This window comes from Chitinibacter sp. FCG-7, from assembly GCF_040047665.1.
Classification (GTDB): Bacteria; Pseudomonadota; Gammaproteobacteria; order Burkholderiales; family Chitinibacteraceae; genus Chitinibacter; species Chitinibacter mangrovi.
Genome location: NZ_CP157355.1, coordinates 1,470,081 through 1,482,956 on the forward strand (window position 1 = coordinate 1,470,081; position 12,876 = coordinate 1,482,956).

Genomic DNA, 12,876 nt, shown 5'->3' on the forward strand with positions numbered 1-12,876 from the left:
GATATTAGGTAAACTAGAACTCAAAGTCCAACCCCAAGCCTGCGACCATGCCCGAATTACCCGAAGTTGAAACCACCCGCCGTGGCATTCAAGACCATTTGCTCAATGCCACGATAGAGCAAATCATAGTCCGCAATCCCCGCCTGCGCTGGCCTGTGCCCGCCGATTTATCGGCGCTGGCCAGCGGCGAGCGCATACTGTCGGTGCGGCGGCGTGCCAAATATTTACTGCTTGAGCTGGCCACCGGCAGCATTCTGATTCATCTGGGCATGTCCGGCAGCCTGCGGGTACTGACCGAAGCGTTTCCCGCCGAAAAACACGATCATATCGATCTGGTGTTGCAAAATGGCATACGGCTGCGCTACCGCGACCCGCGCCGCTTTGGTGCCTGGCTGTGGCTAACTGGCAACCCGCTGGAACACCCGCACCTTGCCAGCCTCGGGCCAGAGCCATTAAGTTCCGAGTTCAGCTCAGCCTATCTGGGTGCACAACTGGCCAATAAACGCACCGCCATCAAACCGCTGATTATGGATAATCACCTGGTCGTCGGCGTGGGCAATATCTACGCATCCGAATCGCTATTTCGCGCCCGCATCAACCCGGCTAAATCCGGCCAGACTTTAAACAACGCAGAAATCCTGGCTCTGAGCGAGCAGATTAAAGCCACGCTCACCGAAGCCATTGCGGCCGGAGGCAGCACTTTACGGGATTACGTCGATAGCGACGGCAAGGCCGGTTACTTTATGATTAATAGCTATGTGTATGGCCGTGCAGGCCAGCCGTGCCGGGTGTGCGGCACACCCATCAGCCAGATTCGGCAGGCGCAGCGTGCAACTTTCTACTGTCCGCAATGCCAGCATTGACAATCTGACACGCAAGCGGCATAAATCAGAATACGAATAAGGCTTACCCAAGGCCACGCAGACGACGCACAGCGCGTAAGGGGACGAGATGAGTACCGATTACCTGCATCAACAGGAAGTGGCAGCAAACGATCACTTGGTCGCCAACTTTCAGGCCTACAGCGCCTGGCGTGGCAATCTGACGCAGTCAATAGCCCAGCTCTCGCGCTGGCTCAATGATCAGGACCTAAACGATTCGCAAACTGCCTTGCGCATTGCCGGCATGATTGAGCGCCTGAAAGAAGACAAACTCAATATCGCCTTTGTTGCCGAATTCTCGCGCGGCAAATCCGAGCTGATCAACGCCATTTTCTTTGCCCATTACGGCAAACGCATTCTGCCATCGAGCGCTGGCCGCACCACCATGTGCCCGACCGAGCTCTTGCACGACGGCAGCAAAGCACCGTGCCTGCAATTGCTACCGATTGAAACCCGCGCCGATAACGTCACCACCGTTGAATATCGCCGCTATCAGGACGAATGGCACAATATTGCGCTGGATATTGATGATGCCGATTCGATGCAGGAAGCCTTCAAGGAAATCGGCCGCACCCAGCGCGTTAATGTCGAGACAGCCAAAAAATTCGGCCTGTTTGATGAAAGCGACCCGGATCAGGTCGTTGCGCTCGACGCCAATGGCGAAGTCGAAATCCCGTGCTGGCGACATGCCATCATCAATTTCCCGCACCCGCTGCTTGAGCAAGGTCTGGTGATTCTGGATACGCCGGGTCTGAATGCCATCGGTACCGAGCCGGAATTGACGCTGAACCTGCTGCCGAACGCGCACGCGATTCTGTTTATTCTGGCCGCCGATACCGGTGTGACCAAATCGGACATCGAAGTCTGGCGCAATCATATTGTGCGCAACCAGAGCGGCAAACGTGGCCGCTTGGTCGTACTGAACAAAATCGACGGCTTGTGGGACGATCTGAAATCGGCCAATGAAATCGAAGCCGAAATCGTCAAGCAGGTAAAAACCACCGCCGAATTACTCGCGATGCCACCATCGCAGGTTTATCCGGTTTCAGCACAAAAAGCGCTGGTTGCCAAAGTACAGAATGATGAAAATCTGCTGACCAAATCACGCCTGATGGCGCTGGAAAAAGCACTGTCGGACGATCTGCTGCCCGGCAAACAGGATATCGTTCGCGATGCCACGCAAAGCGAAGTTGAAGACGTGGTGACTGCTGTGCGCGGGATTTTGCAGGCGCGTCAGGACGGCGTGAAAGAGCAGCTCACCGAGCTCACCGGCTTGCGCGGCAAAAACCAAGACGTCATCGTACAGATGATGGACAAAGTCCAGCTCGACAAAAAACAATTCGAGCAAGGTCTGGTGCGCTTTCAGGCGCTGCGCTCGGTCTTTACGCAGCAGACTAACAAGCTGTTTTCACTGCTGGGCAAAGACGCCCTCAAAGCCGAGATCGAGCGCATTCGCGACCAGATGGAACGCAGCCTGTTCTCGTTTGGCGACGGCGGCCTCTCGTCCACGATGGATAAATTCTTTGTCGATGTGAATGGCTCGATTTCCAAATCAGCCGAACAAGTCGCCGAAATTCAGGCCATGATGGCCGCGATGTACAAGAAATTCAGCGAAGAACACGGCCTGGGCACCGCCACACCGCCACCGTTCTCCACCTTGAAATATCACAAAGAGCTGGCGCGGCTGGAAAAATCCTTCCGTGAGCACTTCAACACCGTCGGCAATCTGCTCACCACCAGCCGCGGCCGCTTGACGCACAAATTCTTTGAAACCGTTGCCAGCCGGGTGGTGTATGTCTTTGAAGTCGCCAACCGCGATGTGGAAAACTGGCTTAAAGCGGTGATGGCACCGATGGAAACGCAAGTACGCGAGCACCAATTGCAGCTGCGCCGCCGTCTGGAGTCGATCAAACGCATCCACAAAGCGACCGATACACTGGAAGACCGCATCCAGGAGCTGGACGAAATGAGCCGCCAGCTGGTCGAGCAAATTGCCGAGCTCAACAGCCAGCTGCGTGGCGTTTACGGTGCGCTGCACGCCGAGATGCAAAGCAAAGCCGCTTAAGTGATCGACTAACGCAAAAAGACGCCGCAATCCTGCGGCGTTTTTTTATATCAACATGAATTTAAAACCTTTCCTGCCCACCAAACCCAAATCACCGTAAATACTGACTTGCCCTGCCAGAGCCGCAACACAGATAATGTTTTGATCCATATAGCCCACGGTAATCGAGTCCAAAATGAGCAATGAGATTGTGTTAGAAATCTGCGCCGGTTCGGTGACGTCCTGCTTAGCCGCGCAGGAAGGCGGCGCACACCGCGTCGAATTTTGCGACAACCTGCTCGAAGGCGGCACCACGCCATCGTACGGCGCACTCGCCGCAGCGCGCGACCGGCTGTGGATCGGTCTGAACGCCATCATCCGCCCGCGCGGCGGCGACTTTCTTTACTCCGAGGTCGAATTCGAAGTGATGGAGCGCGATGTACTAATGTGCAGAAAGATAGGGGTGGATGGTATTGTCATCGGACTATTGAACAGCAATGGCTCTATCGATATACCCCGCACAAAACGTCTGGTCGAATTGGCTGGCACCATGCCGGTGACTTTCCACCGCGCCTTTGACGTTGCCGCCGATCCGCAGCAGGCATTGGAAGACATCATCACCACTGGCTGCACACGGCTGCTCTCTAGCGGTCAGGCCGCCACAGCAATGGAAGGCGCGGCCTTGCTGAAACAATTACAGCAACAAGCAGGCGAGCGGCTGATCGTGATGCCTGGCGCTGGCGTGCGCGGCCACAATATCGCCGAGCTGGTGCAGCACACCGGCTGCCGCGAATTTCACAGCTCAGGCCGCGCGCCCTTCCCCAGCGCCATGACTTACCGCAACCCAAACGTCAAAATGGGCGCGCCGGGGCAGGACGAATACAGCATCGTCGAAACCGACGCAGCGTTGGTAAGGGAGTTACTGGCGAATGCGCAGGCGGGGTTGTAATGTACGGCCAAACTAAATTGGGCTGTTATCGGCCCAACGAGGCCTTTTGATAGTTTTTATGTATTTTGAGCACTATGACCGACCACAAAATCACTCCCGAAAAAGTTACAAAACCAATCCAACTGTTAGCGGCTTGGCTAGTTGGTCTCATTACGGTTAACGCCTCCTTCCTCCTTGCCGCGCAGCAAATCACCAAACCAGATTGGGCTACAGGAGCCTTGGTTATCGCTGCTATCGTGAATGTTCCAGTCTTTATCGGAGCGCTCTTTTTGCTTCAAACCAAGTTTCGGGCACAAATTCAAGAAGACTCCTATTATGCGCAGTATTTGGAAAATGAAAGACAGTTCACTCAGTCATCTAGAGCAGATGTAGCGAAAGTTGTAGAACAGGAAATTGCCCAAACAACCGAGAAGATTATCAAGAGCCTTGGTGTGGAAGGTAGAGGTAAAGAGCTACCAATTGCTGAGATTCTGCGAGAGTCTCAGCTGGAATTAATGGTTGCAAAATTGGGCAGCTCAAGGTCACTTGCAGAGCTATATGTCTCGCCCAAAACGTGGGCAGCCGTTTCCGGAAAGTTTTCAAAAAACGAGAGTTTTATCCGTGATATAGAAGCATTACTTGAAGAGGGTCTCGTTGAGAAGAAATTCCGAGGATATAAACATTGCAAGCTAACCAACTTAGGTACCCAGATTGCAAAAATCGCTGAAAAGCAAGGTCAGCTCTTCAATCAAATAAAACCCGAGTTCTGGGAGTTTGGGCACAAAGAACTTGCGGACGACGATGCATAACTTGTAGAAGTTCAGACTTGATCTGACAGCACCGCAAGTATTGCGCCGCAGGCAATTCAACTTTCACCATCAGGCGTATTGCCGCTTCGCGTCGAATACGCCCTACACACCGATACCAAGCCTAGGTATATCACCCAAAGCCAATCAGTTAAATATCCACAACGATATACCCACACAAAAAAAAGACGATTTGCCGTTTCAAATCACCGCAATCTTCCGCCCTTCTGCGCTGCTCTGGCGTGCTAGATCGAGGATGCGCATGACTTCACGGGCGTCGCGGGCGCTGACGGGATTGGGGGCGGAGCCGTGAATGGCGTCACGGATTGCGGCGTAATAGGCGGCGTAGTTGCCTTGTGGCAAGGGGTGCTGCTCGGTATTAATTTGATCGTCGATCGAGCGATACAGCATTGCGCAACGGGTATCAACGCCCCAATCGGCGCGATCCGGGCGTGATCCGGCTTTGAGCCAGCCTTCCTGCATGTCGAGCCCGTCCACCGAATACGCCGCTTCCGTGCCCTGTACCAGAAAACGCGGCGTGCCGCCGTGCACCAGCGTGCTGGCGGCCAGCACAGCGCGCATGGTTTTGTAGTGCAGCACGACATGAAAATCGTCCACCGCTTGCGCGCCATCACGGCGTAGATTCAGATCGGCGCTCACGGCATCGGGCAGGCCGAACAATTGCAGCGCCTGATCGATCAGATGCGGCCCTAGGTCGTACCACAGGCCGGCACCGGCAATATTGGCTTCGCGCCAGCGCGTGCGCACTTGCGGGCGGAAGCGATCGAAGTGCGAGCTAAACTCAACCACCCGCCCCAGCGCATCCTGCTCCAGCAGGGCTTTCAGATGCAGATAATCGCTATCCCAGCGGCGGTTATGAAACACCGACAAAATCTTGCCCGCCTCTTCGGCGCGTTGCAGCAAATCATCGGCTTCGTGCAGATCGAGCGTAAACGGTTTGTCGATCACCACATGTTTGCCTGCCGCCAGCGCGGCGCGCGCCAGCGGATAATGCGTGTCGTTGGGCGTGGCAATCACCACCAGATCAAGGCCGGGGTGAGTAATCAGCCGGTCGGGCTCGGTTTTGACCACAATATCCGGCCAGTCGGCAATCACATCGGCCGGGCGAGAGCTGGCGATGGCGGTCAATTTCAGACCCGGTGTGGCATCAATTAGCGGCGCATGAAAAGTTTTGGCTGCGTAGCCATAGGCAATCAGGCCAACGCGCAGGCGTTCAAACTGGCTCAAAGCGAGCTTCCTTCTGGTGAGCGGTGGCGAATTTATATCGAAAAGTGATCGTCTTGTCTGTAAGGTTTTGTCGCAAATGCATGTCCATCAGGGCAGTAGCCACCGGATGGCTCAGATCAGCACTTGCCGGATTTCAATCAAGAAACGAGCAATCTGCCGGTCTATCTGTGGCGCAACCATCACTGCCGGTGCGCGCCCATGCGGGCACGGCAGACGCGGCGTCGTGCCAAACAGGCGGCAGATCAGCGGCCGCTCGCTGTAGACGGTGCAGCCGTTTTCGCCCAAATGGACGCAGTTGTAATCGGCCAGCGCCTGCTCGCGCTGCGCTGCCGTTTTGCGCGGCAAGCGCGAGACTTCCTCGCTGGAAGCGAGCACCGGGCCGCAGCAATCATGGCAGCCGGGGATACAGTCAAAAGCCGGAATACTGGCGCGCAAGACACGAATCTGGTCGCGTTGCTCAAACATCGGCGACGCTCGCCTGCCAGAGCATATCAACGTGGGCAATGCCGTCTTCGTCGTACGGCTCGCTCACCGTCACAAAGCCGTGCGCGGCATAAAAAGCCTGCAAATGCGCCTGCGCGCCGATACGATTATTCTGCCCAGGGTATTGCTCTGTAGAACCTTTTAAACCAAGATCCAGCAACACATGCCCCACCCCTGTACCTCTGGCTTGTGGCGCGGTAATCACGCGGCCGATTGAGGGCTCGGCAAATTTCAGCCCGGGTGGCACCAGACGCAGGCAGGCGACGATCTGACCATCCTGCCAGCCAAGCAAATGGGTGGAGAGCCGATCCAGCTCGTCAATATCGGGATATACGCAAGCTTGCTCGACAATAAACACGTTCTGCCGCAAACGCAGATAGGCAAACAGGGTTTGCGCGTCAAAATCGGCAAAGGCATACCAGCGCCAGGTTCGCATCAGTACAGCTCAAGAGGGAAAAGCGCCATTTTAACCGAGTTTAAATCGCGCCGTGTTGCCGCCCGGCGTGGTGCCAGACAGTGCTGGCAGTTGGGGTGAATTATTCCGCAGGTGGGCTTGCTCCGCGCTCGGGCGCGCGTAGCGGCAGAATTAGCGTAAAGCTTGCGCCCTGCCCCGGCACACTCTGCGCCTCGATCTCGCCGCCCAGTACCGAGTGCACAATGTTGTAAACAATATTGAGCCCCAGTCCCGAGCCACCATGCCCCAGTTTGGTAGTGAAGAAAGGCTCAAAAATATGCGACAGATGTTCGGGCTTGATCCCGACCCCATTGTCGCGCACCTGCAAACGCACCCGCTCGCCATCCAGTACATCGGCCTCGATCATCACCTGACCATTGGCCACGCCGTCAAAGGCATGAATTTCAGCGTTCGAGATTAGATTGTTCAGCACCTGCACCAGCGCGCCCGGAAAACTATCCAGCACCAGCCCCTCGGGCAGACGCGCCTGCAGGCGGTCGTTACCATAGAGTACGCCCATGGTTTGCATGACCTGCTGCACCAGCTGGGCCAGATCAAACTGCCGCCGCTGATCGCTGGTCTGGTCAACCGCCACCTGCTTAAAACTGCTGACCAGCTGTGCGGCCTGCTCCAGATTACGCATCAGGATTTGCAAGCCCTGCTCGGCCACCTCGACATAATCGGCTAGCGCGGCCTTGCGCAAGGTTTGCGCAGTGATTTCCTGCGCCAGCTCGCGGTTTTTTTCCTGTAATGTGGAGCCCATTGTGACGCTCACGCCAATCGGGGTATTGAGCTCGTGCGCAACCCCGGCCACCAGCGAGCCCAGCGCAGCCATTTTCTCCGATTCAACCAGCATCTTTTGCGTGGCCTTGAGCTGATCTATCGTCTGCCGCAATACATCGTTGGCTTGCAATAGCTCGCGCGTGCGCAGATTCACCGTCTGCTCCAGGCTTTCGGAATGCCCCTCCAGCTCGGCCAGATAGTCGGCGCGCTCTTTCGCCGTGGCCGCCACCTGGCTAAACGAGGATTGCCAGACCTTGGGTACACTGGGCAAGGCCGACTGCGGATTGCCCTGCAAATGATTCAGAAAATCAACCAGTCTGAGCGCCGGCACTGCAAACAGATAGGATATGGCCCAGATGGCCATTAGCAACACCGCCAGCAAGCCTAGCAGAATCAGCGGCGTATTGATCACCTGACGCGCCTTGGCCTGCGCCAGCTCCAGCTCGGAAAAATACACCAGCAAATACCACTGGCTGCCGCGCAAGGGCAGCACCCGCCAGCGCCACTGCCCGTTCGATTGCAAAGTGCTTTTGTCTTTGAGTAGCTGCGAGAGCGGCAATTGCAGCATGGCAGCGGGCAGCACCTGATCGGCCTTCAGAATATCCTTGCTCTCCAGCACCTGCCCGGCGTCATCGGCCAGCACATGGCCCAGCGAGTTGAGCACCAGCGCATGCCCCAGCTCGCCACCTTCCTTGTGCAATACCTCGGCAAACATGCGCAAGGTGACATCCGTCCCCAGCACCCCGGCAAACTGATCTTGCAGATACAGGGGGCGCAGCAGGCTGACCATGGCGCCTTTGCCACCGGCATCATAGTAGGGTGCCGTCCAGCGGCTTTCGCGCTGCGGATTGCGATTGGGCGACATCATCTGCACCGGCGTCGTGCCGCCTGCGTCAAAAATCACCTTCAGCATGGCGTCAATATCCTGCGTGCCCGTGGCTTGCAAAATATCGCGCTCGGCAACAAAAGGATAAATGCTGGAAAAATCTTCGCGGGGCGAATAGAAATACGACCATTGAAAATACGGGTGTGCCTGATGAGCGGCATACATGGCCGGAAACAGCGCCAGCGAAGCACGAATTTCCCGTGCCAGATCAGGCTGTTTGAGCGCGCGCGGCGCAACAAACAATTGCCCGAAACGCGCCTGCCACCACGGATCAAGCTGGGGATCGATCAAGGCTCCGCTGCCCATACGCCGGGCACCGTATTTTTCCAGCGACCGCCAGGCACCGGGGTCCAGCCCCAGCTCCGGGCGCGACATCGAGTCGCCCATTTGCAGCGCCAATCTTTGCAGATGATTGGTCGCCACCTGCAGCACCTGCTCGAAAGCCAGTTGTTGTTGCAAAACATGCGATTCGGTAGAAGCCAGCAGGCGGGATTCTTCAACCGATTCGGCGTAATGCTGATACCACCACAGCGCCAGCAACGTTGGCGTCAACACCGCCAGCAGCAGCACAACAAAATGCCGTTGCAAGCGCCGCAGCGCCAGCAAGGACGGTGGCTGCGCAGCTGGGCTGGTCTGCATGATGCACCTCGAACGCCAAAAAAGCATACTTGACTATAGCGAGGGCAGGCACGCTGCGCCAGCAACGAAAAACCCCGGCTGAAACCGGGGTTGCGGGCTCGAATCAGCGGCTTGGTTTAGCCGCCCAGACGCTCGCGCCATTTGGCGATCTGCACCAGCACCTGGAATGGCGCAGTGCCGCCCACGTGGTTGCGTGCATCGAGCGAGCCTTGCAAAGTCAGCACGGCTTGTACGTCGGCTTCGATCAGTGCCGAGAAGGATTTAAGCTCGACCAGCGTTAGATCGGCCAGATCTTTTTTCTTCTCTTCGGCGTAACGCACCGCCAGCGCCACCGCTTCATGCGCGTCACGGAATGGCAGGCCGCGTTTGACCAGGTAATCGGCCAGATCGGTCGCCGTCGCAAAGCCTTGCTTGGCCGCGCGCTCCATTGCTTCCGGTTTCACGGTGATGCCGCGCATCATGTCAGCGTAAATTCGCAGCGTGTCAGTCAGCGTGTCAACGGTATCAAACAGGCCTTCTTTGTCTTCCTGATTGTCTTTGTTGTACGCCAGCGGCTGGCCTTTCATCAATGTGAGCAGCGCGACCAGATGGCCATTCACACGGCCAGTTTTGCCACGCACCAATTCGGGCACGTCCGGGTTTTTCTTTTGCGGCATGATGGAAGAGCCGGTGCAGAAACGGTCGGCAATATCGATAAAGCCGTAGCGCGGGCTCATCCACAAGATCAGCTCTTCCGACAGGCGCGACAGATGCGTCATGATCAGCGAACCAGCGGCGGTAAATTCAATCGCAAAATCACGGTCTGACACGGCGTCGAGCGAGTTTTCACAAATACCTTCAAAGCCCAGCAATTTAGCGGTAATGCTGCGATCAATCGGGAAAGTCGTTCCCGCCAGCGCCGCCGAGCCCAGCGGCATACGGTTGACGCGTTTACGCGTGTCGACCAGGCGCTCGGCGTCGCGACCCAGCATTTCGACGTAGGCCAGCATATGGTGGCCAAACGTCACCGGCTGCGCCACTTGCAAATGCGTAAAGCCGGGCATCACCGTGCTGGCGTTGCGCTCAGCCAGATCAAGCAGCGAATGCTGCAAGTCACGCACCAGACCCAGCAGCACATCAATCGCGCCGCGCAAATACAGGCGAATATCGGTTGCCACCTGATCATTGCGCGAACGACCGGTGTGCAAGCGTTTGCCCGCGTCGCCGATTTTGTCGGTCAGGCGGCGCTCGATATTCATGTGCACGTCTTCGAGGTCGAGACTCCACTCAAAACGGCCAGCACGGATGTCGTCCAGAATATCGGCCATACCGCCCTGAATCGCACGCAGATCGTCGTCAGACAGCACCCCGACCTGATTGAGCATACCGGCGTGCGCCAGCGAGCCCTGAATGTCTACTTCCGCCATGCGGTTATCGAAAAACACCGATGCGGTATAGCGTTTTACCAGCTCGGACACGGGCTCGTTAAAACGACCGGACCAGGCTTTATGAGCGGAATCAGACATTGCAAAACTTCCTGAAAAAGATAGGGAAAATCGTTCGCGATTATACGGGAAAACACGCAGCAAGGTGCGCGCTTCGGCGTGAACTGACGAGTGCGCACGGATACAGCTTTGGGAGTACGCAAGTCAAATACGAACGGGTATATCAATACAAGACAAGCCTATAAAGACCTTTATAGATATACCCATAGCAGACCTAATCTTGCCGATTCAAAATCGCCAGCTCGGCCTCGCTCAGAAAACGCCATTCACCGATTTCCAGATCCAGATCGGCCAGCTGCAAATCGCCAATTGCGGTGCGGCTCAGCGCCGCGCAATGGTTGCCAGCGGCAGCCAGCATGCGTTTAACCTGATGGTATTTGCCTTGCTCAAGCACAATTTCGATCTGATGGTCGCCGCGCTTCACCGCTGAAACCGCGGCAATCGGCTCGTCCTCGTCGATCAGCTTCACCCCCGCGAGCAGATCGGCAACCAGTTTGTCGGTCACCGGCTCGGCAGTCGTCGCCAGATAGGTTTTGGGTTGATGGCGTTTGGGCGAGCTTTGCGCGTAAATAAAAGTGCCATCGTCCGATAGCAACAACATGCCGGTGGTGTCGTGATCGAGCCGCCCCACTGGCTGCACGTCGCGCCATTCCATGTTTTCCGGTAGCAGCGTCAGCACTGCCGGGTGGTGCGTTGGCTTGCGCGAGCACTCATAGCCGCTGGGTTTATTGAGCACCAGATAGACTTTTTCGCGATACTCCCACTCCTCGTCAAAGACGGTAAATTGCAATCCGGCCGGGTCAAACTCGGTTTTCCATTTGGTCACCAGCTCGCCATTGACCTTCACCTCGCCTTCTTCGATCAGGTCGCGGCACCCTTTGCGCGAGCCAAAGCCCTGACTTTGCAAAATACGATCCAGCGAGGTTTTTTTCATTATGCAGCTCTTTATCGGTTAATCAGTTCAAGGAGCGTATTGTAAAACGGCCAGCCAGCGCATGGGCGAGGTTTTAGCCCCTTTGCAAGCATTCCGCCCAAAAGTAGTGCACACCGCAGCTTTCGTACTACACTGCAAACTGTTTGTAATCAGCGGCTTGTCATTAAGGCGCTAGCCCAGCATCAGCGCGCCCAAGATCCATACAGAACCTAAGCACATCATGAAAAAAAACGCAGCGATCACCAAGCTTTTTTTCGCCAGCCTGACGTTGCTGGCGGCATGGCCGGCAGCGGGGCAGGACGTGCTGCGGGTGCTGGCCTGGCCGGGCTACGCCGAGCCGGAACAGGTCAGGCTGTTTGAAAAGCAGCATGATGCGAAAGTCGAAGTCAGCTATGTCGATGATGACGACGAGCTGTGGCAACGGGTCAACCGCAATCATGGGCGCAATTTCGACGTGGTAGCGCTCAATACCGCCGTACTGCAACAACTAATCGATCAGGCGCTGGCCGTGCCTATCGATCTGAAGCAGATTCCCAATAGCAAAAAACAGCTAAGCCGCTTCCGGAATATCCCGGTGCTCAGCCGCAACAATACCCGCTACGCCGTGCCCTACACTTACTCGGAAATGGGGCTGATTTACAACCGCAAGCTGGTGAAGAAACCACCGCAGTCGATGAACGAGCTGTGGAATCCGGCGTATAAAGATCAGGTGCTGGCTTTTGACGGCAGCGCGCACAATTTCAGCATTGCCGCCATGCAGCTAGGCTATCGCAACCCCTTCCAGCTCAGCCGCGAGCAAACCTTCAAATCCGTCAGCAAGCTGGTTGATTTGCGGCGCAATGTGTACCGCTTTTATAAAACCCCAGAAGAAGTGGTCGAGATTTTCAAAGACACGCCGATTGCGCTGATCTACGCCAACTACGGCAGCCAGCAGGTCAGTTTGCTGAAAAAAGCCGGCGCTGACATCGACTATGTGATCCCCAAGGAAGGCGCGCTGGCCTGGCTGGACTGCTGGGCCATTCTACCCGGCGCGGAAAACCTACCGCTGGCCCACGCCTGGATCAATTTCACGCTGGGCAAGGAAATGAGCCGCCAGTTGGTCGAGCAGCAAGGCCTAGCCAATACCCTGCAGGAATCGGATACGGCGCACGCCCAAGACAAGCTGATCTGGCTCGAGCCAGTAGAAGACAGCGCCGAGCGCGCCCGGCTCTGGACGCGTATTCTGTCGGGGCATAAAAAAGACGGCTTTTAAACCAGCAAAGCGGGTAAGATCAATTCATATTGTCGGGTGACGCCCGGCACGGTT

At 56.3% G+C, this 12,876-nt stretch carries 11 protein-coding genes; 5 read left to right on the plus strand and 6 right to left on the minus strand.

Features of this window, described 5'->3' with window-relative positions:
* The first annotated feature begins 47 nt into the window (after positions 1-47).
* From mutM to ABHF33_RS06935, 4 genes are all read left to right on the plus strand, one after another.
* Positions 48-863, plus strand: a complete 816-nt coding sequence (mutM, locus tag ABHF33_RS06920) for a bifunctional DNA-formamidopyrimidine glycosylase/DNA-(apurinic or apyrimidinic site) lyase (RefSeq protein ID WP_348946245.1) — start codon at positions 48-50, stop codon at positions 861-863.
* Between the two features lie 88 nt (positions 864-951).
* The gene (locus tag ABHF33_RS06925) at positions 952-2,946 is read left to right on the plus strand and encodes a dynamin family protein (protein WP_348946247.1); all 1,995 of its coding nucleotides are present in this window, start codon (positions 952-954) and stop codon (positions 2,944-2,946) included.
* 175 nt (positions 2,947-3,121) lie between these two features.
* A complete protein-coding gene (locus ABHF33_RS06930) occupies positions 3,122-3,874 on the plus strand; it encodes a copper homeostasis protein CutC (RefSeq protein WP_348946249.1) in 753 nt (250 codons plus the stop codon).
* 74 nt (positions 3,875-3,948) lie between these two features.
* A complete protein-coding gene (locus tag ABHF33_RS06935; protein WP_348946251.1) occupies positions 3,949-4,662 on the plus strand; it encodes a hypothetical protein in 714 nt (237 codons plus the stop codon).
* Positions 4,663-4,860: 198 nt separating this feature from the next.
* Here the strand turns inward: ABHF33_RS06935 and ABHF33_RS06940 are convergent, their stop codons facing one another.
* The 6 genes from ABHF33_RS06940 to ABHF33_RS06965 all read right to left on the minus strand — a co-directional run bounded on the left by ABHF33_RS06940 (position 4,861) and on the right by ABHF33_RS06965 (position 11,570).
* Entirely contained in the window at positions 4,861-5,907 is a 1,047-nt protein-coding gene (locus ABHF33_RS06940; protein ID WP_348946253.1) for an oxidoreductase, read from the minus strand.
* 111 nt (positions 5,908-6,018) lie between these two features.
* Positions 6,019-6,372, minus strand: coding sequence for a YkgJ family cysteine cluster protein (locus ABHF33_RS06945; RefSeq protein ID WP_348946255.1), 354 nt, complete (start codon positions 6,370-6,372; stop codon positions 6,019-6,021).
* Positions 6,365-6,826, minus strand: a complete 462-nt coding sequence (locus ABHF33_RS06950) for a GNAT family N-acetyltransferase (RefSeq protein ID WP_348946257.1) — start codon at positions 6,824-6,826, stop codon at positions 6,365-6,367. The genes ABHF33_RS06945 and ABHF33_RS06950 overlap by 8 nt, the downstream gene beginning before the upstream one ends.
* 100 nt (positions 6,827-6,926) lie before the next feature.
* Positions 6,927-9,152 carry an ATP-binding protein gene (locus ABHF33_RS06955; RefSeq protein WP_348946259.1) on the minus strand — a complete coding sequence of 742 codons (2,226 nt, stop codon included), beginning with the start codon at positions 9,150-9,152 and terminating at the stop codon, positions 6,927-6,929.
* 116 nt (positions 9,153-9,268) lie between these two features.
* Positions 9,269-10,657: an argininosuccinate lyase gene (gene argH / locus ABHF33_RS06960; RefSeq protein ID WP_348946261.1), complete on the minus strand. Its 1,389-nt coding sequence runs from the start codon at positions 10,655-10,657 to the stop codon at positions 9,269-9,271.
* A gap of 193 nt (positions 10,658-10,850) precedes the next feature.
* The gene (locus ABHF33_RS06965; protein ID WP_348946262.1) at positions 10,851-11,570 is read right to left on the minus strand and encodes a pseudouridine synthase; all 720 of its coding nucleotides are present in this window, start codon (positions 11,568-11,570) and stop codon (positions 10,851-10,853) included.
* 220 nt (positions 11,571-11,790) lie between these two features.
* On the opposite strand from ABHF33_RS06965, the gene ABHF33_RS06970 reads away from it, so the two are divergent.
* Positions 11,791-12,822, plus strand: coding sequence for an extracellular solute-binding protein (locus ABHF33_RS06970; protein WP_348946264.1), 1,032 nt, complete (start codon positions 11,791-11,793; stop codon positions 12,820-12,822).
* Positions 12,823-12,876: the final 54 nt, after the last annotated feature.